Origin of the sequence: Streptococcus sp. CM6, assembly GCF_000526095.1 — a bacterium.
Taxonomy (GTDB): domain Bacteria; phylum Bacillota; class Bacilli; order Lactobacillales; family Streptococcaceae; genus Streptococcus; species Streptococcus oralis_BW.
This window is the reverse complement of sequence record NZ_JATS01000009.1, coordinates 46,484-70,020: the sequence shown is the minus strand read 5'-3', so window position 1 is coordinate 70,020 and position 23,537 is coordinate 46,484. Positions and strand designations below refer to the sequence as shown.

Genomic DNA, 23,537 nt, shown 5'->3' with positions numbered 1-23,537 from the left:
AATAATTTGTGGAGTTTTTTCTATAATTAGTAGTTTAACCTGACCTTCAAATAGGAGTATACTAATAATGTAATCGTTATCAAACCTAAAAATTCGATGAAATCAGTTTTTAGGAATAAAAAGGGAGGAAATTATGAAAAAGTTTTCAAAGACCTTGAGAGATAACTGGATCTTTCTCTTGATGGTTTTACCAGGGGCACTCTGGTTGATTCTATTCTTTTACATTCCAGTATTTGGGAATGTGGTCGCCTTTAAAGACTACCATATGACCAGTAATGGTTTCATAGATAGTATTGTAAATAGTAAATGGGTCGGGTTAGATAATTTCAGATTCTTGTTTAGTTCAAAAGATGCCTTTATCATCACTCGAAATACCGTTCTCTACAATCTCGGCTTTATCTTTATCGGTTTGATTGTATCAGTAGGGATTGCCATCATCCTCAGCGAACTTCGCTCTAAGAGAATGGTTAAGATTTTCCAAACGTCTATGTTGTTCCCTTACTTCCTGTCATGGGTTATCATCAGTTTCTTTACAGATGCCTTCCTAAACATTGACAAAGGGGTCTTCAACCATTTCCTAACATCCATTGGCATGAAGGAAGTCAACTTCTACGCTGACTTAGGCATTTGGCCATACCTTCTTCTTTTCCTAGGTATTTGGAAAGGCTTTGGATATAGCAGTGTCATGTACTATGCGACGATCATGGGAATTGACCCAACCTACTACGAAGCAGCAACAGTGGACGGGGCTAGCAAGTGGCAACGTATTCGCAACGTAACTATTCCTCAGTTGACTCCACTTGTAACTGTATTGACCATCCTTGCAGTCGGAAATATCTTCCGTGCAGACTTCGGTCTCTTCTATCAAATCCCACACAATGCTGGTCAGCTTTACAATGTAACCAACGTTTTGGACGTATATGTCTTTAATGGTTTGACTCAGACAGCAGATATCGGTATGGCTTCAGCAGCCGGTCTTTACCAATCCGTTGTCGGCTTGATACTGGTTATCCTATCAAACTTGCTTGCAAGACGAGTCGATCCAAACTCAGCTTTGTTCTAGAAAGGAGGAGAATATGGCAGAAAAGAAAATTAAAAAAGAAAAAATCGATAATGTCGGCATTCACTCCTTCAGTAAGAAAGCAGATATCTTCTTTAGTATCATCTCTGGTTTGATCGCTCTTTCTTGTATCTTGCCCTTTATCTTCGTTATCATCATTTCGGTGACAGATGAAAAGAGCATCCTCCAGTATGGATATAGCTTTTTCCCTTCGAAGTTTGGTGTAGATGGATTCCAGTTCCTAGCTCAGTTTAAAGATAAGATCCTCCAAGCGCTCTTTATCTCAGTTTTTGTAACCGTAGTCGGAACAGTGACCAACGTCTTCATTACAACCACTTATGCCTACGCCATCTCACGTACAACCTTTAAGTACCGCAGATTCTTCACAATCTTCGCTCTTCTTAGTATGTTGTTCAATGCTGGTTTGGTACCAGGCTATATCGTGGTCACTCGCTTGCTTCAACTTGGTGATACCGTTTGGGCCTTGATTGTTCCAATGCTTCTCTCACCATTCAACATCATCTTGATGCGTTCCTTCTTCAAGAAGACCATTCCAGAAGCCATTCTCGAATCTGCTCGTATCGATGGTGCCAGTGAAGCTCGGATCTTCTTCCAGATCTGTTTGCCATTGTCACTTCCAGGTATCGCAACCATCACGCTTTTGACAGCTCTTGGTTTTTGGAACGACTGGTTCAACGCCCTTCTTTACATTAAGAGTGACAACTTGTATCCATTGCAATATTTGCTCATGCAAATCCAGCAAAATATGGACTACATTGCAAAAGCAGTCGGCCTATCTGGCCAACTGGGAGTTGCTCTACCGAAAGAAACAGGTCGTATGGCCATGGTTGTTGTTGCAACCCTTCCAATCGCGATTCTGTATCCATTCTTCCAACGCTACTTTGTTAAAGGGTTGACGATCGGTGGTGTGAAAGAATAGCAATTGCTGAGAAACACCGTTTCTCCCTTCCCAACTTCATCTTAGTGATTGAAGTAAAAATCATTAAATCGTTTATAAGTTTAAAAACAAAAAAAAGGAGTTTTTATCATGAAAAACTGGAAAAAATATGCTTTTGCATCTGCTAGCGTAGTCGCTTTGGCTGCTGGTCTTGCTGCTTGTGGAAACCTTACAGGTAACAACAAAAAAGCTGCAGATACTACTTCAGGTGAAAAACCTGTAATCAAAATGTACCAAATCGGTGACAAACCAGATAACTTGGATGAATTGCTAGAAAATGCAAACAAAATCATCGAAGAAAAAGTCGGTGCTAAATTGGATATCCAATACCTTGGATGGGGTGACTATGATAAGAAAATGTCTGTTATCACATCATCTGGTGAAAATTATGATATCGCATTTGCATCTAACTATGTCGTAAATGCTCAAAAAGGTGCTTATGCTGACTTGACTGATTTGTACAAGAAAGAAGGAGCAGAGCTTTACAAAGCACTTGACCCAGCTTACATCAAAGGGAACACTGTAAACGGTAAGATCTATGCAGTACCAGTTGCAGCTAACGTTGCATCATCTCAAAACTTTGCCTTCAACGGAACACTTCTTGCTAAATACGGTATCGATATTTCAGGTGTAACTTCATACGAAACACTTGAGCCAGTCTTGAAACAAATCAAAGAAAAAGCTCCAGACGTAGTACCATTTGCGGTTACGAAGAACTTTATCCCATCTGATAACTTTGACTACCCAGTACCAAACGGACTTCCATTTGTTATCGACCTTGAAGGAGACACTACTAAGATTGTAAACCGTTACGAAGTGCCTCGTTTCAAAGAACATTTGAAGACTCTTCACAAATTCTATGAAGAAGGATACATTCCAAAAGACGTAGCAACAAGCGACACTTCATTTGACCTTCAACAAGATACTTGGTTCGTTCGTGAAGAAACAGTAGGACCAGCTGACTACGGTAACAGCTTGCTTTCACGCGTTGCGAACAAAGACATCCAAATCAAACCAATAACTAACTTTATCAAGAAAAACCAAACAACACAAGTTGCCAACTTTGTTATCTCAAACAACTCTAAGAACAAAGAAAAATCAATGGAAGTGTTGAACCTCTTGAACACGAACCCAGAACTCTTGAACGGTCTTGTTTACGGTCCAGAAGGAAAGAACTGGGAAAAAATTGAAGGTAAAGAAAACCGTGTACGCGTCCTTGATGGCTACAAAGGAAATACTCACATGGGTGGATGGAACACTGGTAACAACTGGATTCTTTACATCAACGAAAACGTTACAGACCAACAAATCGAAGATTCTAAGAAACAATTGGCAGAAGCTAAAGAATCTCCAGCACTTGGATTCATCTTTAACACTGACAATGTAAAATCTGAAATCTCAGCAATTTCTAACACAATGCAACAATTCGATACAGCTATCAACACTGGTACTGTAGATCCAGATAAAGCTATTCCAGAATTGATGGAAAAATTGAAATCTGAAGGTGCCTATGAAAAAGTATTGAACGAAATGCAAAAACAATACGACGAATTCTTGAAAAACAAAAAATCATAAGAACGATTGATTTCGTGTATTCATTCCTAATTCCTAAAAATGTGATCACTGCCTTCCTTAGTTCTCTAGGGGAGGTAGTGATTTTTAGGATGTAAAAATGAAAACAGTGGTTCTGAGGGTTTATGCGATGTGATACACATACATCTATAGGGGATTTATTATGAAAAAATATCGTCTTCTTTTCAAAATGAGTGCTGTCTTCTCTTACCTATTTTTCGTATTTGGCCTTTCTCAGCTGACGCTTATTGTCCAAAACTATTGGCAATTTTCTTCCCAGATAGGCAATTTCTTCTGGATTCAAAATATCTTGAGTTTGCTATTTATCGGAGTCATGATTTGGATTCTGGTTAAGACAGGCCATGGTTATCTCTTTCGCATTCCAAGAAAAAAATGGCTTTGGTATTCGATTTTGACAGTATTAGTGGTAGTGCTCCAGATCTCTTTTAACGTTCAGACAGCTAAACATGTCCAGTCAACTGCTGAAGGTTGGGCTGTACTGATTGGTTTTAGTGGGACTAACTTTGCAGAGCTAAGTATCTATATAGCCCTGTTCTTTCTGGTTCCACTGATGGAAGAATTGATCTATAGGGGTTTGTTGCAACATGCTTTCTTTAAACATTCGCGATTTGGCCTTGATTTGCTTCTTCCTTCCATTTTGTTTGCTCTTCCTCATTTTTCAAGTCTGCCTAGTCTGTTAGATATTTTTGTTTTTACAACATCTGGAATCATCTTTGCTGGTTTGACCCGCTATACCAAGAGCATTTATCCATCCTATGCGGTGCATGTGATCAATAATATTGTAGCGACCTTGCCATTTTTGCTGACTTTTTTACATAGGGTGTTTGGGTAAAATATTAGCATGAGAGTTAGGAATTATAGTTTTTTTATAAGCGAATTTCAGGAGGAAAATGAGTATGACACCATTAAAATGGTTTGCTGGAGGAAGTGAAAGGCGTTGTGAAGCGATGACCATCATTGATCATCTATTGGAAGATATAAAGGCTGCGCCTCAACTTGCTCCCCTGAAAAATCAGTTAGTGATTTATAAAAAACGATTAAAGGACGATGGAACCTCTACTCCATTTATTCTGAGCCAAATGAACGTTGACATCTCACGTGTGTTGATTGACAATAAGCTGGATTTGTCAGAAAGTCAAGCTAAGCAAATCAAAAAATTGAGAGAATTATCTGTTATTCGGTATGGTTACTGATGAAGTGCAGGGGTAGGACTCTTTCTACAATTTCCGGTCAAATAAATTGCATTCGTTTTCCCAAGTGGGTATACTAGTATAGTTGAATGAAAAATTCTGAAAATTTAAGAATAGAAAAGAGAACAAATCTTATGGCAAAAGATATTCGTGTCTTACTTTACTACCTTTATACTCCAATTGAAAATGCAGAGCAATTTGCTGCAGACCACTTGGCTTTCTGTAAATCAATCGGCCTTAAAGGCCGTATCCTAGTCGCTGACGAGGGAATTAACGGGACTGTTTCAGGTGATTACGAAACAACTCAAAAATACATGGACTACGTTCACAGCCTCCCAGGAATGGAAGATCTCTGGTTCAAGATTGACGAAGAAAGTGAACAAGCCTTCAAGAAGATGTTTGTTCGCTACAAGAAAGAAATTGTCCACCTTGGTTTGGAAGACAACGACTTTGACAATGACATCAACCCACTTGAAACAACAGGTGCTTACTTGTCTCCAAAAGAGTTCAAAGAAGCCCTTCTTGACGAAGATACAGTTGTCCTTGACACACGTAACGATTATGAGTACGACCTAGGGCACTTCCGTGGAGCTATCCGTCCAGACATCCGCAACTTCCGTGAGTTGCCACAATGGGTCCGTGACAACAAGGAAAAATTCATGGACAAGCGTGTCGTGGTTTACTGTACAGGTGGGGTTCGCTGTGAGAAATTCTCAGGCTGGATGGTCCGTGAAGGCTACAAAGATGTTGGTCAATTGCACGGAGGAATCGCAACTTACGGTAAAGATCCAGAAGTTCAAGGTGAGCTTTGGGATGGGAAAATGTACGTCTTTGACGAGCGTATCGCCGTTGATGTTAACCATGTTAACCCAACCATCGTAGGGAAAGACTGGTTTGATGGAACACCATGTGAACGTTATGTCAACTGTGGGAATCCCTTCTGTAACCGTCGTATCCTAACATCAGAAGAAAATGAAGACAAGTACCTTCGCGGATGCTCACACGAGTGTCGTGTTCACCCACGCAACCGCTATGTTTCAGAAAATGAATTGACACAAGCAGAAGTGATCGAGCGCCTAGCAGCTATCGGTGAAAGCTTGGATCAAGTCGCTACCGTATAACATCAAACAGTCCTTAGGGGCTGTTTTTCTATGCTTTTTATCTAAAAATCTAAAGTTTGTTTCTGTATCTTTCAGGAAAATAGGGTATACTATGTGTAAACGATTTCAAAGGAGGCCAGTTATGGCGAAAACATTTTTTATCCCAAATAAAGAAAGCATTCTAGGACAACAGGAGGTCTTGACTGCCAAGTCCATCTTGGCCTTGGTGGAGGGTTTGGAGTCACACAGTTATGATGCGGTCTATCTCCGTCAGCCCCTCAATCGTCTCGAGTATATCGAGTGTGGGATTGTAGGTCAGTCACAATTTCTCTTCAAGGTGAACTATGCGGATAGTCGAAAAGGCTATCAAGTGGTGATTCCAGACTTCCTTACCAGAGCGGACTGGGAGATTGTAGAAGCTCTCCTCCAAGCCCTATCGAGCAAGTTGGGGCAAGTGGTAGAAGGGCTAGAAGACTTTGACTTTGAAGCTTATTTCCGACAAACAGTCAAGCATTATCTAGCAGATAAGGCAGCTCGTCTAGTATACTGCCAAGGTCTCTTGTCTCCTATCTATCTCAACAAGGAATACCTCGAGAGCTTTTTGGCTGAGGATGGATTGGCACGTTTTGAAGAGCTAGTCAAGAAGGTTCAAGGCTCTGATGCCTACCTTGCCAGTGTGAAATTTTACCCAGACGCCCAAGGCAAGGTACACGGTATCTACCACCTAGCCCAAGGAGTCAAGACGATTTTACCTAAGGAACCCTTTGTACCGGCGCCTTATACCGAGCAGCTGGCAGGCAAGGAACTTGTTTGGGAGATTGACCTAGTGACGATTTCTGGTGATGGTTCAAAAGCCGAAGACTACGAAGCAATAGCTCGCTTGGATTATACAAGATTCCTAGAGTCGCTACCAACAGCATTTTACCACCAACTAGATGCCAATCAATTAGAAGTACAACCCATTTTGGGAAAAGATTTTGAGGAATTGGCACAAGAAAAGTAAAGCAGGTCAACTGCTATTTAGCATGCGAAAGATAGTTTAGCTTAGTTAGGTTTTGTAATGTGAAATTTCAAAAATTGCTTAGTTCAATGAAAAATAGTATAATATAACAAAAAATAGAATATTGTTCGTTAAATAATGATCAGGAGATCTTGAGATGGATATCAAGAAGGAAGTAGGTAAAAGAATCCGAATGTTGCGAGAGATGAAACATCTCACTCGTGAAACTCTTTGTGATGATGAAACCGAGATAACAGTACGACAATTAGCACGGATTGAATCAGGGCAGTCTTCCCCAAGTTTATCTAAGGTAGAGTATATAGCTTACAAACTAGGCTGTCCAATTTCACATATAGTAGATATGGATCATATGATTTTACCTTCAGAGTACTTGATATTAAAGGATAAACTTATTAAGTTTCAAACTTATGGGGATGATGATAGAATCCAGGTTAAGGAAGAGTTGTTTGATAGAGTTTACGAACACTATTATGATAGTCTACCTGAGGATGAGCAGATTGCAGTTAGTGCCTTACAAGCTAGTTTTGATGTCTTTGTAAGTGAAGATGCAGGGTTTGGCGATACTTTGCTTGATGAGCATTTTGAGCAAGTAAAGATAAGGAAAAACTATTCGGTGAATGATTTGCTTCTCATAAAATTGTACTTTGGTTCATGTTTGGCAAGACCGACTAAGTATAATCACGAACTATTTTGGATGCTTTCTAAAAAACTTTTGAGAGTAACGAGTTCATCGGATATAGAAACAGATTATGTATTAAAGCAAACAGTACTCGATTCTCTAGCTGTTCAATGGATGGAAAAGTCCTACTCTACTTTTGAGCCTTATGTTAAGGCAATGAATAGATTGATGATTTTATCCCAGGACTTTCAAAAGAAACCAATCGTAGATATGCTAGAAGCTATGTGTACCTTATTTCATAAACGGGATAAGGAAAAAGCTATCCACTTATACGATAGAGCCATTATTTGTGCTCAAGCATTTGAGGACCAAGTATTAGAAGCGCGCATCTCTGGAGAGAAAGAAAGAGATTTAAAAACTTTTGAGGAAATGAAGAGCTGACATGACATTTTTGTCATGTTTTTTTGTTTTTGAAAGCGTTAAACTAGAGATGTAATGAAGGGTTAATTGAGTTATTCAGAGTAGGAGGAAGTGATGGAGAATCTTAGTATCTCGCTAGAGACTTTTACACAGACTCGCCACAGTTTGGTGTTTCGAAATAACACGACTGAGCAAAAGTTGGTAGAGATAGTGATAAATAACGAAGTCTTTCGCCTAGCTATTTTAGATGCAGGCGAAGAGCGAGTTTTAATTCTGCCTGAAGAAGTTACAGATGTTAGGAATTTTGGGATTTCAGAGGTGGAGGATAATTCATGAAACCAAAAGATATAATAAAGGAGAGAAACGATGAATCGTGTGATTTTAAGTCTTAAAAATATCGCTAAAACATATGGGAAAGAACAGGTTCTTCATAATATTTCCTTTGATATTGAGCAAGGAGAAATATGTGGTCTTATTGGCGAAAATGGTGCTGGAAAGACAACATTAATGAGAATTCTCCTAGGACTAATTCGAGCTGATAAGGGAGAAATCGAGAGTGTTTCGCAGCATAAGATTGGCAGTATTATCGAATCACCTGCCCTCTATCCAAACTTGACTGGACGTCAACACCTGCAATATTACAAGACAAGATTTGGTTTAAAGACAGATATCACAAAAATGTTGGAATTGGTTCACTTGCCTGAACCGTCATGGGATCGAAAAGTAAAAAACTATTCCCTTGGAATGAAGCAGAGGTTATCGATTGCGATTGCGCTGTTGGATAATCCAGAGCTTATTATCTTAGATGAACCCGTGAATGGTTTAGATCCTCAAGGGATTTCAGATTTAAGAAAAATGATTTTGAATTTAAGGGATCAGTTAGGAGTTACTTTTTTAATCTCAAGCCATATCCTATCAGAGTTGGAGTTTATAACCGATAAGTATATCATCATGAAAAAGGGAAAAATTCTAAATGTGATGAGTTCAAAAGAGCTAGCGAATGATTTATCTGAAAAAATTTTCCTAAAGACAAGTGATAATCAGATTCTAAAAATATTTTTAGAAGAAGAGGGCATTATCCATTTTGAGCAGGATGACTATCTGGTTGTGACAGAAAAGGAGAGGTTAATGGCTATCTTGGAATATAGTATTGGTTCAAATCTAGTGATACAGGATATTTATATTAAGAAGGAACGCTTTGAGGACTACTATTTGCGTAATATTATCTGATGATTTAAGAAAGGAGGAGAGTCATGAATTCTCTTAAAGCAGATATGTATAAATTTTACTGGGAAAAAAGAGGAGTGCTTCCTAGTTTGTTGATAGGGTTATTAGTTTTGTTATTCTCCTTGTTTTTTAAGTCATCAAATGAAAATGAGCCGGCATTTCGAGTGTTGATTTCAAACGTGAGTGGTTTTATTCCTTTGCTTTTCATCTCTGCTAATTTATTTTTCTGGGGGGAAGATTATAGTTTCCGTACGATCAATATTTTGCTCACAAAAGAAAAACAACGATGGAAGTTATTTTTATATAAAACTTTGGGAACCTTTTGTTTGTCTTTCCTATATGTAACTATTTTTTATAGTTTAACAGCTCTTGTTTATTTGGAAGGGGACATGGTGTTGATTGTTTCGACATTTTTACATCAACTACCATACTATTTGGTTATTATCAGTATCTCCTTATTGATTTTTCAAATATTTGATAAGGTTTATGAATCATGTATGATTTATACACTCTACATTTTACTATTTGATAATCTATTAGTTTACGTTCTTCCAAACTCTGGTGAGAGTGTGAGAGACTATTTACTAATGACTTTAAATTTGAAAGCATCACCAGGTATCAGTCAATTTACCCTTACAAACGTATGCTATCCTATAGTGGCAGGTCTAGCAGTAATCATGCTTACGTTTGTTGTATTCAGTAAAAAAGAATTTAAATAGGAGGACTAATGATGAAAAAAATAGGAATTGTAATTGGGCTGTTGTTACTGTTTGTAGTAGCTGGAATTTTATTAACCTTAAAACGAGGAGAGACAACAATCAGTTTGAAACAATCATGGACTCTCTCTTCTAAAAGTATTAAAACGTTAGAGTTTTATGGCTCAAAGCAAGCAATTGATGTTAAAGTTGTCAAGAGTGAATCAGATGAAACAAGTGTTCAAATAGAAGGAAAAGTTTCCGAAGAATCAGCGAATAATATATCTAAAAACGTTAAAATGAGTTCAGATAGTCTATATCTACCATTTTCACAACATGGTTTTAATTTGGCTCTGAGTTCAGAAGGAAAAGACAAGTTATATGTAACTATTTCCTTAGGAAAAAATACTACTTTCGAAAAAATATTTATAGATACTCTTGTTGGCGATGTATCTATTACAGTTCCTAAAGATTTTGATGGGATTTATACTTTGCATACAAATAATACCGGGGAAATTTTAAGGGTTCCTACCACAAATCAAACTTCGAATAGCGTCATTGAAGTTGATGGTTATAGTAAGATAAGTGTTGAAAAAGGAGAAAATAATGGTTAGTCACTATAAACAAGCAACTTTGCTGGACTGTGGAATGGCTTGTGTAAAGACAATCATTTCTTATTATTTCCCCAAATTAGAACATTTAGATAGTCTACAATTTGATAATAATAATCACCAAGGACTGTCTTTGTTTGAAATAGAAGATGTATTAAAAAGCTATGGTATTGATGCGGATTCTTATCAAATTGACACTCCTAGTTTGCAAAATATTTGGAATAACGAGTTTCATAGCAATGTTATCATACTACTGAACTTTAGGAATAAAACCCATCCTAGGACAAGATTTTGAAGGATTGGCAAGCATCGAATAGACATTGTTCAAAAAAGAGTAAACATAAAAATCCCTGTCATTAACAAATGGCAGGGATTTTGGTTAAAAGAATGTCAGGATGCGAAGGTAGTCCACTGTCAGCGCGAGCTCTGCAATGAAGAAGGGTACGAGAATAGCGCCATCAAGTAAGACAGCTAGCAAGAAACGATAAAATGGGTCAAGGCTACTGGTCTTACTTGGTTTGCTAATCACAAAGAGATTTCCAAGGGCAAAGATGGCCATGCTTAGAAGAGTGAGGATGCCAGCAAATCGTAAGCCACCAAAGAGTGCAAAGAAACTTGCTAGAGCTGTTAGGACAAGTGGGATAGCAAAGAGTCTGCTATACCGATCAAAGGCTTCTTGGAATGTGAAGTCACTCTCCTGATCCAGCACACGTCGGACAGTAAAGCCTCCCAAAATGATGGAAAAGTAAAACAGAGCGCTAGCGACCAAGATAGAAAGTCCAGCAAAGAGATCTAAAGGTGGAAGCTGGTTAGGAGAACTATTAGCAATAGAAATCATATAGCCATAGTAGAGGTGCTTGATATGATAGATACTAAAGAAAAGATTAATAGAAGACAGCAAAGTGAGCAGGCCAAAGACACTGTAACGATGCTTTTGGTCCCTAGTCTTGCTGGCAGTTGGTTCTTGAATAGCATCCAGCAGCCAAGTCCAAAACAGTGTGATTTCTTCTTTGAATCTGGCTGTTTTACGAGGGTCAATATCTGGGATATAGGGGCTTTCTAAAGCCTTGCTGAGGATACTTTTCTCTTTTGCAGGTTTTTCTTGCTTGTGTTCCTCTTCAGCTTTCCCTTCTCCCTCTTCCTCGGTTTGGGTTGCCTCAATCATTTCGGGAGCTTCCTCCTCATGCGTTTCCAACTCTTTAGGTGAGACAGAAGTTTCTTCGCTTACTTGTGGTTCAGCTTCCACAGTTTCTGAAGTCTCAGGCTCGTCGGGCTGGATTTCTGATTTCGTCTGAGCTGATTTCTTCTCAAGATCGGCGCTTTCAAACCATTCTTGTGTCATGGTGGAACCTCCTTTTTTATGATCGTTTTCTATTTTTAGATTAGCAGATGAAAGCGTTTTTGTCAATGGTTTCTAGATGGAGAAGAGTACTCTTCTTTTGGTAGGTAGATATCTTGGTTGGCTTTTGCAATGAGTAGGTCCTTGATATCTGCTTTTTCCGTTTTATAAGGGTTGGCAAGTACATTCTCTTTTTGTCCACGATGTTCTTCTTTGGGTTGACGATAGATACCACCATGCTGAGAAGAAATTTCTAGATTGATACGGTCGGTCTCTTTCTGGGAGAGAATGAGTTGTAGAGTTGAATAAGCCTCTAGCTCGACCTTGCCGTGAACTTGGATATTTTCAGCATAGATGTGTGCTCCCTCCGTCTTGACCTGACTATCTGTCAATTCGGCATCAAAGATATTGATGATATGAGGTGCCGTTAATGTGCTGTTCTTGATAGAACTTTCTGTTAGTCTTAAGAGATAGCCTTTTATTTTGATGGTTGCATTTTCAAGGTTGGCTTGACGAATATTAGTTTGTCCACGATTGGCTGAGACGGTGATAGCTTGCAGCTTTCTTCCTTTGGGTAGGGAGAGAACGACTTCGTCAAAACGATTAGAATAGTTGCTGGCGATACGAAGTAGGCTTTCGATTCCTGAACCGAGAAAACGATGTTGGGAGGCTTGTTTGTCAGTGACGCTCAGTGTTTTGTCACTCATACCAGTAGTCAAATCGTGACGACCAGACACCGAAGGATGATAGGTGATATGGATCTTGTCATCTACAGACTCTGTGATGGTTAGGCTGTGTTCTTCAAGGGCTAGATCAAGTTTTTCCACTTCACTTCCAAAGGTTACTTCTTCGATACGATTGTCATAGACGGGGTCTTTTGACATGGCAAGCAAACTTTGAATACCATTGGACTGCGCGCCTACAATGATCATGATAAAACCGAGGATCGTGGAAACCACACCAAAAATGAGAAATCCTTTCGTCAATTTACGCATGTCTGTCACCTCTCTTTCCTTTTTTAAGAATCCATTGCACCAAGCGGACGACCAGGAGGCCAAAGAAACGAGCTACATAGGAGATACCTAGTAGAACAAGAGAAGAAGCTCCGATAGAAAGCAAACCGGCCCCAAAAATCAAGATAAAGGCAGATTTGGCTTCGACTAGGACACTAAAGCTCTCTACGATAAAAAGTCCACCTAGCAGGATACCCGTTACAGAGACGGTAAAGAATGCTAAAATGACGGAGACGGCTGCGATAATAATACCGATGATAGCAATGAGGATGCCGATCCCGACCGGAATTCCGATAGGAGCTACTAGCAGGGCCAGGAGGGCAATGTGTAGCAGTTGACGGTCATTCTTTTGAGCAGGGGCTTCATTGACTTTTTTATCGAGAAGATCAGAGAGGACATCATGGGCAGCTTCTTTTGGTGTTCCCAGACTGGCAATGAGTTCCTCTTCGCCCTCTGGGCCTGCATCGTCAAATAGTTCCTTAAAGTAGTCCATAGCTTCGATGCGGTCAGCTTCAGGCAGTTTATTGAGATAGGTTTCTAACTGAGTCAGATAGTCAGATCTTGTCATGGCGGATACTCCCTTCTATGATGCCGTTGACGGTGTCGGTATAGAGCGTCCACTCTTCCTTTAGAGTAACGAGCTGCTCTACGCCCCGATTGGTCAAGGAATAGTATTTGCGCATACGCCCCTGAAACTCTCTAGAGTAGGTGGTCAGAAAGCCACTGGCTTCCAATTTTTTGAGAATGGGATAGAGCGTAGATTCTTTTATATTGGCGATGAGCTTAATGGTTTGACTAATCTCATAACCATAAGAATCCCCCTGCTCCAGTACAGCCAAGATGAGAAACTCAATCAAGGCAGAGGATGTTGGGAAGTACATGGGAAACCTCCTTTATATTATATAAAAATTTTATATATACTCTTTTCAAATATATTGTATCTCAAAATGAAAGCCCTGTCAAGAAATATGTGTAAAAATTTTACATATAAAAAACTCCTAGTAAAAATTAGGAGTTTAAGGGATTTTATCAGCCTTTATCTAAATTTTATCGTAGATTTCTTATACTTAATTTTCTTATCCAAAAGTTTCAATAAAGGAGTCACGTACTCAGGATTCGGAAACTTAGGACCGAAAATGACTTCACCGATTTGAATTGAATTTTTTCGCTCTACATAAAGTTTACCTACTCCAGAAGTTTTATCAATTTTAATTTCCTTATTGTTAGGGTCTAGGTTCGCATAGCGTAAGATACGAAGTTCGTTTTCATATTTGTAATCGACAGATTTAAATAAGTAGCGGATTTCTTCGATACATTCAGAGATGGCATCTTGATAATTCTCCTCCGTGACTTTTGAACCGATATCTAGTTTTTCTTTTAAACTATTCAATAAGCTTTCTAAATCTTTTATTTCGGACCTATCAAATAGTTCGGTTTGTTCAAGTTCTATATCTTCACGTATATTTTTAACATAGGCAATTCGGTAGAGATAATCTACATTTCCTTTTGAAGCACTATCTTTTTCTTCAGGATTCGTTTCAGTTCCTTCGCCATTAACTGCATTGACTGAATTTTCGCTTTCATTCCGAGAGATAGATCTTTCAAAACCACTATCTAATTCAGATTTCATTAAATACATCTTATCAGAGAATTCTAAAAAGTTTTTTTCTTGACGCCAAGAAACATCATTGAAGGAAGTAAATCTTGAAAAATCATCTTCCCGAAGTACTAGACAAACACCTTTAGCGTCATCACCATACTGAGACCACATGGCTAGGTCATCTGTTTTACTAGTAAAACTCATTAAAAACCAGGAGCTTGGTTCCAAAACATCTCGTCTATCTAAGCCCAACATCTGTTCTATGACGATTCCTTCCTCAGGATCATTCATATAATTTGCATTATACAGGCGAGTTTTTCCAGATACTGAAAAATAACCTTTCTTCTTTTCATTCTCCTCTTGATCTAACATAATTTGGAGAGTGCTTCCCTTGGTGTAATGGCCGAATTTAAGCACCTGATTTTTATCCTCGTCTTTTAATCCCAGTTGATATTTGATTTTCTGAACAAGTTGATAAATTGATAGCAAGTTATTTAGTTCAATCGAGTCTTCTTTATAACAATCTGCCCATTTTTGTAAGATAGCATATTTAGTATTCTTTAAAAGACCTTCCCTTAGGATAAAGTTGAATAGTTTATAAGCAACACTGTTACAAACATTATCATCACGAAAAAATAGGTCATCAAAGTTTTGTAACATAAAGTTGGAGAATTGTTCATAGAGATCTTCAATTATTTCTTTGGTTTGAAGACGTTCATCTAACTCCGTTTGATGATTAAATAAGCTTGCTAAGACCATACCATATATAAAAGCAATTTCTTCAGATTCTCGGAAGGGTTCATGTTCATGCAATTCCTGTAATTTTTTAGCAGTGGTTTTGAGTTTATTTAACTCAGTCTGCTCGGTGGATAAATTGAATAAAATCCTAGCAAATGCTTCTGCTATATCATGCGAATCCTGGAATTGTTGCTGTAATTTCTCTAATTTTTCGACAGTAGCCTCTAGTTCTTTCAACTCAGTTTGCTTGGTTGACAAATTGAACAAAATCCTGGCATAACGTAAAGCTATATCATGCGAATCCTGGAATTGTTGCTGTAATTTCTCTAATTTTTCGACAGTAGTCTCGAGTTCCTTCAACTCAGTCTGCTCGGTTGATAAATTAACCAAAATCATGGCATACGGCAAAGCTATATCATGTGATTTATGGAATTGTTGCTGTAATTTCTCTAATTTTTTAGCAGTAGCCTTCCGTTCTTTCAACTCAGTTTGCCTGGTTGATAAATTAACCAAAATCCTAGCAAATGCTTCTGCTATATCATGTGATTTATGGAATTGTTGCTGTAATTTCTCTAATTTTTCGACAGTAGCCTCTAGTTCTTTCAACTCAGTTTGCTTGGTTGATAAATTAACCAAAATCCTAGCATACCGCAACGCAATGTCTTCTGATTCAGGATATTGTTCATAAATATTTCTTGCTTTTTCTGCTAGAGCTTCACAGGCAGTCTTATCTGTCTCCTTGGTTGATAAGTCAAAGAGCTTATCTAAATCTGCTTTACTTTGATCCAAATTGTATTTCTGTTCATCCATTCTATGCACCTCGCTTAAAATAGTAGCTATCTTATAAACTAATTTATTTTTCGCATGACAATTAGTTTCTATACATCTTATTATATCAAAAACACTACCTTTCTGCTAACAGATGGATGGTGCTTTTTCTTGATAGAAACGCCTAAAAAACCAGACAGAGTCTGGCTTTGCATTGTTTATAGCTGTGATGGATTTTAGAAGAATTAAAGAATCTTATCCGCCCGATCTACCATAAAGAGCGAGACGGTCATGATGATATCGATGACTAGAAGGGCAAGGACAGCTGGAACCCAAGATTGGAAAAGTTCAAAACTGTAACCAAACAAGGTAGGACCAAAGGCCGCCAAGATGTAGCCCCCTGTTTGCGCCAGACCTGAGAGTTGCGCAGTCTTTTCAGGCGAGCTGGTCTTAAGTGAGAAGCAAACCATGAGATAAGGAAAGAGGGCGCTACAGGCCGTTCCAATCAAGAGATGGACGACTAACCAGTAGAGGAAATTATTGGCTGGATACAAGAGCATAGCAATTCCTATCATACCAGCGATAGAGATAATTGCCAGCATGATTCGACGATGACCATCTGACAGACGAGTTGTCAGACTTGGAACAGTCATTGAAAAAGGAATGCTGATCAGCGAGAAGATAGAAGCCAGAAGAGCCGCATCACTATTAGAAAGACCAGCACTAATAGCCATAGTTGGCAACCAGGTCATGCTTGTATAAAAGAACAAGGACTGAAGACCACCAAAGATAATGATGGCCCAGACATCTTTACTTTTTAGAATATTTTCTTTGGCTTGCTTTTCTTTTTGGCCTTCTAGGTGGTGGTTGTGGCGATGATTTGGCAACCAGACTAGCAGAGTGACCAAGCAGAGAAGGCTGAGCACGAGGATGAGGCCCTTCCAAGAACTAGCTTGAGTGATAGGGACCGAAAGATAAGAAGCGATGGCCGTTGAAACCCCCATGGCAGTGACATAGAGAGTTGTTAGGAAACTAATCTTTTGAGGCTGATTTGCCTGGATCATACTTGGGAGGAGTACATTGAAAATGGCAATGCTCGCTCCGATGATCAGAGTTCCTAGATAGAGAAGGGGAAGATTGAAAATCCGAATGGCAGAGCCAACAGTTAAGAGGAGGAGACAGTAAGTAAAGAGATGTTCCAACCCGATTTTTTGTGCCAAGCGACTCGCAAAAGCAGAGAAAAGAGCAAACATCAAGAGAGGGAGACTGGTTAAAATCCCAAGAGAACTAACCTCCACTCCTAGTCCTTGAGCGATATCTCCTAAAATGGTTGGAAGAGCAGTGAAAGGAGAGCGTAAAACAGTCCCGATTAAGACAATTCCTAGGATAAAAAAGAGTGATTGTTTTTTCATAAAAACCTCGAATAGATGATTTTATTAACAGCTTATTTTAAGGTTTTTCCTATATAATGTCAAGTAATGACAGCTAAGAAAGTTCGATTGATTTAAGCGAGAATAGAGTGAAAGGAGATACATTTCTTTACTAGAATTTTCCTTGATTTGATATAAAAATAGGAAAGTGAGAAAATTTGTGATAAAATAGTGGAAGGAAATCTATATATTGGAGAAAAACGGTGCCTGAAAAGCAAAAAATCAGCGTCTTGATGTCGGTCTATGTAAAGGAAAGCCCGACGTTTTTGAGAGATGCTATCAAAAGTGTTCAAAATCAAACCTTGAAACCGAGTGAACTTGTTCTTGTTGAGGATGGGCCCCTCACGCCTGAGCTCTATCAGGTGCTAGATGAAGTGGAAGCTCAGTCAGACATTCCAGTGAAACGGTGCCCCTTAGAGCAAAATCAAGGTTTAGGCTTGGCTCTTCGTTACGGTGTTTTGCAGTGCCAGCATGACATTATTGCCCGCATGGATACGGATGATTTAGCCGTTCCGGATCGTTTTGAGAAACAGCTTCAATTAATGGAGAAAGAAAATCTCGATCTCTTAGGTGGGCAGATTGCAGAGTTTATTGATAATCCAGATGAGATTGTGTCTTATCGTCGTGTTCCAACTCAGCACGCAGACATTGTGGCTTATCAGAGAATGAGAAGCGCCTTTAACCATATGACAGTCATGTTCAAAAAGGACATGGTCCTCAAGGCGGGCAACTACGAAGACGGGCTTTACATGGAGGATGATCTCCTTTGGCTCAATATGATTACGGCAGGTGCCAAGACTGGCAACCTAGATCAAATCTTGTGTAAGGTTCGTGTAGGTGCCGGGATGTTTGAGCGTCGAGGTGGCTTGCGTTACCTTAAATTCTACCGTCAGGCTCGCCAACGGATGCTGGAGCGAGGGCAAATTTCTTACATAGAATATGCTAAAAGTATGTTCATTCAGGCAATTGTTGCACTTTGTCCAGGTTTTGTACGTCAGTTTATCTTTGTCAAACTTTTAAGAAAGAGCAAGTAAGACCTGATAGATTGAACGATTCGGGTTATCATAACAATAGTATCATTTGACTCTTTTAAGGGGGAGTAAATTCCTATGAATAAAAAACTAACAGATTACGTGATTGATCTGGTTGAAATTTTAAATAAACAGCAAAAACAAGTATTTTGGGGGATATTTGATATTCTGAGTATGGTGGTTTCCATCATCGTGTCTTATATCTTGTTTTACGGCCTAATAAATCCTGCGCCTGTGGACTATGTGATCTACACTCTTTTAGCCTTCCTTCTCTATCAAATCATAATTGCATTTTGGGGGCTGAATGCTAGTATTAGTCGCTACAGTAAGATTACGGATTTTATGAAAATCTTTTTTGGAGTGACACTCAGTAGTGTTCTTTCTTATGGAATCTGCTATGCCTTTCTTCCATTATTTTCAATCCGTTTCATCGTGCTCTTCATTTTGTTGAGTACCTTCCTCATCTTGCTTCCTCGCATCACCTGGCAGTTGATTTATTCCAAACGTAAAAAGGGTAGTGGAGATGGAGAGCATCGTCGTACCTTCTTGATTGGTGCGGGAGATGGTGGTGCCCTCTTTATGAATAGCTACCAACATCCAACCAGTGAGCTTGAGATAGTGGGGATTTTGGACAACGATGAAAAGAAAAAAGGGCAAAAACTAGGTGGAATCCCAGTTCTAGGCTCTTATGACAATCTACCTGAATTGGCCAAACGTCACCAAATCGAGCGTGTTATCGTAGCAATCCCTTCGCTTGATCCATCAGAGTATGAACGTATCTTGCAGATGTGTAATAAACTAGGTGTCAAATGTTACAAGATGCCTAAAGTTGAGACAGTTGTTCAAGGATTACATCAATCAGGTAGTGGTTTCCAAAAAATTGATATCACAGACCTTTTGGGCCGTCAGGAAATTCGCCTTGACGAATCACGTCTGGGTGCAGAAATTACAGGTAAGACCATCTTGGTGACAGGAGCCGGTGGTTCGATTGGTTCGGAGATTTGTCGCCAGATTAGCCGCTTCAACCCAGAGCGTATCGTCTTGCTTGGACATGGTGAAAATTCAATCTACCTTATTTATCATGAGTTGATTCGTAAATTCCAAGGGATTGATTATGTTCCTGTCATTGCAGATATTCAGGATTATGATCGTCTTTTACAAGTGTTTGAACAGTATAAACCAGCAATCATCTACCATGCTGCAGCCCACAAACACGTTCCGATGATGGAGCGCAATCCAAAAGAAGCCTTCAAGAACAATATCCTCGGGACCTACAATGTTGCCAAGGCTGTTGATGAGGCCAAAGTACCTAAGATGGTCATGATTTCGACTGACAAGGCGGTCAATCCACCGAATGTTATGGGTGCGACTAAGCGCGTGGCAGAGTTGATTGTCACTGGCTTTAACCAACGTAGCAAATCAACCTACTGTGCAGTTCGTTTTGGGAATGTTCTCGGTAGCCGTGGTAGCGTGATTCCTGTCTTTGAACGTCAGATTGCTGAAGGCGGTCCCGTAACGGTGACAGACTTCCGTATGACACGTTACTTCATGACCATTCCAGAGGCTAGCCGTCTGGTCATCCATGCTGGTGCTTATGCTAAGGACGGAGAAGTCTTTATCCTTGATATGGGCAAACCGGTCAAGATCTACGACTTGGCTAAGAAAATGGTCCTTCTAAGCGGGCACACAGAAAGTGAAATTCCAATCGTTGAAGTCGGTATTCGCCCAGGCGAAAAACTTTACGAAGAACTCTTGGTTTCGACCGAATTGGTTGATAACCAAGTCATGGATAAGATTTTCGTTGGTAAGGTTAACGTCATGCCTCTAGAAGCCATTGATCAAAAGATTGAAGAATTCCGTTCACTCAGCGGAGATGAGCTCAAAGAAGCGATTATTTCCTTTGCAAATGAGACAACCCACGTTGAGTAAGAGTGTCCAACCAATTAATTATAAATAGAAGGCCAAGGTTCTGTTTGTACAGGACCTTGGCCTTTTTACTCTGTAATTTCAAATCGTTGTATTATTTATAGTTGCTTAATGATATCGTCAATGGTACGGGCAATCCAGTCAGGTTGATAGCTGAGTAAATCAGCCTCTTCTCCAAATCCCCAAGTAACAGCGAACTTTTTAATGCTAGTTTCTTGGGCTCCAATCATATCAAACTTGGTGTCCCCAATGATGAGGACTTGGTCTGCAGGGAGTTGATGCGTCTGTAAGGCGTAACGGATGACATCCGCCTTGTGTGGCGTTTCAGGACTAGAGCCGTAAATGCCATCAAAGAAATGATGGATTCCCAGATTTTTAGTCATATCATGAGCAGTAGGAGTATTCTTTGTTGTAGTGATATAGAGAGGGTAGTTTTGTGAAAGTGCTTGAAGCAATTCCGTCATTCGGGGGAAGAGCTGCGCTTCGTGGATTCCTTTTTTCTTGTAGTAAGAGCGGTAGATTTGAACAGCCTCTGAGATTTGCTCCTTGGGAAGACACGTTGCAAAACTACTTTCAAGTGGCGGTCCCATAAAACCACGAATGGTTTTGGCATCAGGGCTTGGAACTCCTAGCTCTTTAAAGGTATGGGTAAAGGCATTGTGGATCCCTAGGGAACTGTCAACCAGAGTTCCGTCTAGATCAAAAAAGATAGCTGAGATAGAGGGCATGATTTCTCCTAGTAGATAAGCTTATTCTCCGAAGATTTCTTTTTGTAGGCGACGACCAGTCGGGGTGGCTGCGAGTCCACCTTCAGCCGTTTCACGAAAGGCAGTTGGGAGGCTGGATCCGACTTGGTACATGGCATCGATAACTTCATCGACAGGGATCTTAGACTCGATACCTGCTAAGGCCATATCTGCCGCGATAAAGGCAAAGCTGGCTCCCATGGCATTTCGTTTGACACAAGGAACTTCAACCAAACCAGCGACAGGGTCACAGATGAGACCCAGCATATTTTTAATGACAAAGGCGATGGCTTGGCTAGCCTGATAGGGGGTTCCACCTGCAGCCAAGGTCAAGGCTGCGGCACTCATGGCAGAGGCAGAGCCGACTTCGGCCTGGCAGCCACCTTCAGCACCTGAGATAGAGGCGTTGTTTGCGATAACCAATCCAAAGGCACCAGCAGCAAAGAGGAAATCCAGCTGTTCTTCGTGGCTAAGGTCTAATTTTTGGATAGCGGCAGTGAGAACGGCTGGCAAACAACCAGCACTTCCTGCGGTTGGGGTGGCACAGACCAAACCCATTTTAGCGTTGTGTTCGTTGACCGCGATGGCATTACGGGCTGCTGATAGGATGGTAAAGTCAGACAAGGCCTTGCCACTTTTGAGATGGCGGTCTAGTTTGGCAGCATCGCCACCCGTTAAGCCACTACGGGATTTATTTTCACTGAGACCGAGCTCAACAGAGGCTTTCATGACTTCTAGATTGCGTTCCATGAGGAGGAGAACTTCTGGCCGTTCTCGACCGGTTAATTGATATTCTGTCGCAATCATGAGTTCGGCGACATTTCCTTGGAAGTCTATATCTGCTTGCTCGACCAATTCTTTGATAGAATAAAACATGCTTCCTCCTACTTAAAGAAATTGACATTGTGGAGATGAGGGATTTTTCGGATTTCTTCAATCGCCTCTTCGCAACTTCGACTATCGACTTCGATAATCATAATGGCTTTTTCTCCAGCTTTTTCTCGAGTCACATTCATCTGAGCGATATTGATATCGAAACGAGAGAGGGATTCAGTAACATGGGCAATCATACCTGGAACATCCTGATGCACGATGATAATGGTTGGTGTGTTCATGTTGAGAGAGACAGCAAAGCCGTTAAGCTCCGTAACTTGGATATTTCCTCCACCGATGGAAATTCCTGTCACACTGATGGACTTGTGTTCATTCTTCACAGTAATTTTAGTGGTGTTTGGGTGAGGAGCGTTGCTGTCTTTCTGAATGGTCCAGACAATCTTGATACCACGTTTATGGGCAATTTCTAGGCTATTTGGAATGTCAGGATCGTCCGTATCCATACCTAATATACCAGCGACGAGAGCAAGGTCAGTTCCATGACCACGGTAGGTCTTGGCAAATGAATTAAATAATTGGAATTCGACTTCTGTTGGCGTATCGTCAAAGATGGAGGAGACGATTTTCCCAATACGAACAGCTCCAGCTGTGTGGCTACTTGATGGGCCAATCATGACTGGTCCGATAATATCAAAGACAGATTGAAAACGAAGTGATTGCATCTGTTTCCCCTTACAAAGATTCTTATATCTATTATATCAAAGAATGGACCTCTGCGCTTATTTCCCTTATCAAAAGCTTAAAATGATTAAAGATAGTATAAAATAAGGTCTTTTGTGACAAAACGCTCCTTAAAACGGTAAATATAAAACATTTTTGTAATATTTCTACATATAACCGTTAAACAACGGTAACATTTAAAAGGTATCATAGATGTATTCAATGGAAGGAGAATTTTTAGATATGTCATTAACAACTAAAAAAATCAAAACAACTATCGCAGGAGTAGCAGCTTTGCTTGCTTTCTTTGCTCCAGCTCTTGCCTCTGCGCAAGAAACTGTAACTTACACTGTTAAATCAGGTGATACTCTTTCAGAAATCGCTGAGAAGTACAACACGACTGCTGAAAAATTAGCAGCAAAAAACAACATCAAAGATATTCACCTTATCTATGTTGACCAAGTTTTGGTCATCGAAGGAACAGCTTCTACTGCAGCTCCAGCAGTAACAACGGAAGAAACAGCTCCAGTAGCTACAGAAACAGTTGAAGAAGCTCCAGCTGCAACTACAACTTATGAAGCACCAGCAGCAGAAAGCAACACTGTAGCAACATCTACTGTAAGTGGTTCTGAAGCAGAAGCCAAAGAATGGATCGCTCAAAAAGAATCAGGTGGTAGCTACACAGCTACAAACGGCCAATACATCGGACGTTACCAATTGACAGATTCATACTTGAACGGTGACTACTCAGCTGAAAACCAAGAACGTGTAGCAGATGCCTACGTTGCAGGACGTTACGGTTCATGGACAGCTGCCAAGAACTTCTGGCTTAACAACGGTTGGTATTAAGAACTAGCTAACAGAAAAATATGTAAAAGTCGAGGAAATCCCTCGACTT

The 23,537-nt window shown here is 39.9% G+C and carries 25 protein-coding genes; 16 read left to right on the top strand and 9 right to left on the bottom strand.

Features of this window, described 5'->3' with window-relative positions:
- Positions 1–133 precede the first annotated feature (133 nt).
- The 13 genes from HMPREF1516_RS02740 to HMPREF1516_RS02680 all read left to right on the top strand — a co-directional run bounded on the left by HMPREF1516_RS02740 (position 134) and on the right by HMPREF1516_RS02680 (position 10,789).
- Entirely contained in the window at positions 134–1,063 is a 930-nt protein-coding gene (locus HMPREF1516_RS02740) for an ABC transporter permease (protein WP_000714584.1), read from the top strand.
- Between the two features lie 13 nt (positions 1,064–1,076).
- Positions 1,077–2,000: a carbohydrate ABC transporter permease gene (locus HMPREF1516_RS02735; RefSeq protein WP_000818344.1), complete on the top strand. Its 924-nt coding sequence runs from the start codon at positions 1,077–1,079 to the stop codon at positions 1,998–2,000.
- 108 nt (positions 2,001–2,108) lie between these two features.
- Positions 2,109–3,593: an ABC transporter substrate-binding protein gene (locus tag HMPREF1516_RS02730; protein ID WP_033605751.1), complete on the top strand. Its 1,485-nt coding sequence runs from the start codon at positions 2,109–2,111 to the stop codon at positions 3,591–3,593.
- 160 nt (positions 3,594–3,753) lie between these two features.
- Positions 3,754–4,443 (top strand): CPBP family intramembrane glutamic endopeptidase, encoded by a 690-nt coding sequence (locus HMPREF1516_RS02725; RefSeq protein WP_033605750.1) that lies wholly within the window; start codon positions 3,754–3,756, stop codon positions 4,441–4,443.
- A gap of 64 nt (positions 4,444–4,507) precedes the next feature.
- The gene (locus tag HMPREF1516_RS02720; RefSeq protein ID WP_000188102.1) at positions 4,508–4,804 is read left to right on the top strand and encodes a bacteriocin immunity protein; all 297 of its coding nucleotides are present in this window, start codon (positions 4,508–4,510) and stop codon (positions 4,802–4,804) included.
- Positions 4,805–4,935: 131 nt separating this feature from the next.
- Positions 4,936–5,922, top strand: a complete 987-nt coding sequence (gene trhO / locus HMPREF1516_RS02715; RefSeq protein WP_001030023.1) for an oxygen-dependent tRNA uridine(34) hydroxylase TrhO — start codon at positions 4,936–4,938, stop codon at positions 5,920–5,922.
- Between the two features lie 121 nt (positions 5,923–6,043).
- Positions 6,044–6,904 carry a DUF4299 family protein gene (locus tag HMPREF1516_RS02710; RefSeq protein WP_001140327.1) on the top strand — a complete coding sequence of 287 codons (861 nt, stop codon included), beginning with the start codon at positions 6,044–6,046 and terminating at the stop codon, positions 6,902–6,904.
- 154 nt (positions 6,905–7,058) lie between these two features.
- The gene (locus HMPREF1516_RS02705; RefSeq protein WP_033605749.1) at positions 7,059–7,982 is read left to right on the top strand and encodes a helix-turn-helix domain-containing protein; all 924 of its coding nucleotides are present in this window, start codon (positions 7,059–7,061) and stop codon (positions 7,980–7,982) included.
- A 93-nt stretch (positions 7,983–8,075) separates the two neighbouring features.
- A complete protein-coding gene (locus tag HMPREF1516_RS02700) occupies positions 8,076–8,297 on the top strand; it encodes a hypothetical protein (RefSeq protein WP_000429447.1) in 222 nt (73 codons plus the stop codon).
- Between the two features lie 30 nt (positions 8,298–8,327).
- The gene (locus HMPREF1516_RS02695) at positions 8,328–9,191 is read left to right on the top strand and encodes an ATP-binding cassette domain-containing protein (RefSeq protein WP_001082444.1); all 864 of its coding nucleotides are present in this window, start codon (positions 8,328–8,330) and stop codon (positions 9,189–9,191) included.
- Positions 9,192–9,214: 23 nt separating this feature from the next.
- Positions 9,215–9,907, top strand: a complete 693-nt coding sequence (locus HMPREF1516_RS02690; protein WP_001086664.1) for a hypothetical protein — start codon at positions 9,215–9,217, stop codon at positions 9,905–9,907.
- Between the two features lie 8 nt (positions 9,908–9,915).
- Positions 9,916–10,497, top strand: coding sequence for a hypothetical protein (locus tag HMPREF1516_RS02685; RefSeq protein ID WP_033605748.1), 582 nt, complete (start codon positions 9,916–9,918; stop codon positions 10,495–10,497).
- Positions 10,490–10,789: a cysteine peptidase family C39 domain-containing protein gene (locus tag HMPREF1516_RS02680; protein ID WP_033605747.1), complete on the top strand. Its 300-nt coding sequence runs from the start codon at positions 10,490–10,492 to the stop codon at positions 10,787–10,789. Before HMPREF1516_RS02685 ends, HMPREF1516_RS02680 begins: the two co-directional genes overlap by 8 nt.
- Positions 10,790–10,873: 84 nt before the next feature.
- Here the strand turns inward: HMPREF1516_RS02680 and HMPREF1516_RS02675 are convergent, their stop codons facing one another.
- The 6 genes from HMPREF1516_RS02675 to HMPREF1516_RS02650 all read right to left on the bottom strand — a co-directional run bounded on the left by HMPREF1516_RS02675 (position 10,874) and on the right by HMPREF1516_RS02650 (position 17,364).
- The gene (locus tag HMPREF1516_RS02675) at positions 10,874–11,836 is read right to left on the bottom strand and encodes a DUF6574 domain-containing protein (protein ID WP_033605746.1); all 963 of its coding nucleotides are present in this window, start codon (positions 11,834–11,836) and stop codon (positions 10,874–10,876) included.
- A 62-nt stretch (positions 11,837–11,898) separates the two neighbouring features.
- Positions 11,899–12,828 (bottom strand): DUF4097 family beta strand repeat-containing protein, encoded by a 930-nt coding sequence (locus tag HMPREF1516_RS02670; protein WP_033605745.1) that lies wholly within the window; start codon positions 12,826–12,828, stop codon positions 11,899–11,901.
- Positions 12,821–13,414 carry a DUF1700 domain-containing protein gene (locus HMPREF1516_RS02665; RefSeq protein ID WP_033605744.1) on the bottom strand — a complete coding sequence of 198 codons (594 nt, stop codon included), beginning with the start codon at positions 13,412–13,414 and terminating at the stop codon, positions 12,821–12,823. The genes HMPREF1516_RS02670 and HMPREF1516_RS02665 overlap by 8 nt, the downstream gene beginning before the upstream one ends.
- Complete coding sequence (locus HMPREF1516_RS02660; RefSeq protein WP_033605743.1) at positions 13,401–13,727, bottom strand: PadR family transcriptional regulator; 327 nt, start codon at positions 13,725–13,727, stop codon at positions 13,401–13,403. The genes HMPREF1516_RS02665 and HMPREF1516_RS02660 overlap by 14 nt, the downstream gene beginning before the upstream one ends.
- A 155-nt stretch (positions 13,728–13,882) precedes the next feature.
- Positions 13,883–15,994 carry a DUF2971 domain-containing protein gene (locus HMPREF1516_RS02655; RefSeq protein ID WP_050595432.1) on the bottom strand — a complete coding sequence of 704 codons (2,112 nt, stop codon included), beginning with the start codon at positions 15,992–15,994 and terminating at the stop codon, positions 13,883–13,885.
- Between the two features lie 203 nt (positions 15,995–16,197).
- Positions 16,198–17,364, bottom strand: coding sequence for a CynX/NimT family MFS transporter (locus tag HMPREF1516_RS02650; RefSeq protein WP_033605742.1), 1,167 nt, complete (start codon positions 17,362–17,364; stop codon positions 16,198–16,200).
- Between the two features lie 221 nt (positions 17,365–17,585).
- Here HMPREF1516_RS02650 and HMPREF1516_RS02645 point away from each other — a divergent pair, with 221 nt between their 5' ends.
- Both HMPREF1516_RS02645 and HMPREF1516_RS02640 read left to right on the top strand, forming a co-directional pair.
- Positions 17,586–18,416, top strand: a complete 831-nt coding sequence (locus tag HMPREF1516_RS02645; protein ID WP_001114311.1) for a glycosyltransferase — start codon at positions 17,586–17,588, stop codon at positions 18,414–18,416.
- Positions 18,417–18,491: 75 nt separating this feature from the next.
- Positions 18,492–20,342, top strand: coding sequence for a polysaccharide biosynthesis protein (locus HMPREF1516_RS02640; RefSeq protein WP_001035719.1), 1,851 nt, complete (start codon positions 18,492–18,494; stop codon positions 20,340–20,342).
- A 95-nt stretch (positions 20,343–20,437) separates the two neighbouring features.
- On the opposite strand, the gene HMPREF1516_RS02635 is transcribed toward HMPREF1516_RS02640, so the two are convergent.
- From HMPREF1516_RS02635 to sdaAB, 3 genes are read right to left on the bottom strand one after another with little or no spacing between them, the layout of a single operon-like run.
- Entirely contained in the window at positions 20,438–21,067 is a 630-nt protein-coding gene (locus tag HMPREF1516_RS02635; protein WP_033605741.1) for an HAD hydrolase-like protein, read from the bottom strand.
- 21 nt (positions 21,068–21,088) lie between these two features.
- The gene (gene sdaAA, locus HMPREF1516_RS02630) at positions 21,089–21,961 is read right to left on the bottom strand and encodes an L-serine ammonia-lyase, iron-sulfur-dependent, subunit alpha (RefSeq protein ID WP_009729627.1); all 873 of its coding nucleotides are present in this window, start codon (positions 21,959–21,961) and stop codon (positions 21,089–21,091) included.
- Between the two features lie 8 nt (positions 21,962–21,969).
- Positions 21,970–22,641, bottom strand: a complete 672-nt coding sequence (gene sdaAB, locus HMPREF1516_RS02625) for an L-serine ammonia-lyase, iron-sulfur-dependent subunit beta (protein ID WP_033605740.1) — start codon at positions 22,639–22,641, stop codon at positions 21,970–21,972.
- 241 nt (positions 22,642–22,882) lie between these two features.
- Between sdaAB and HMPREF1516_RS02620 the strand changes: the two genes are divergently transcribed.
- Complete coding sequence (locus HMPREF1516_RS02620; protein ID WP_033605739.1) at positions 22,883–23,488, top strand: LysM peptidoglycan-binding domain-containing protein; 606 nt, start codon at positions 22,883–22,885, stop codon at positions 23,486–23,488.
- Positions 23,489–23,537 lie beyond the last annotated feature (49 nt).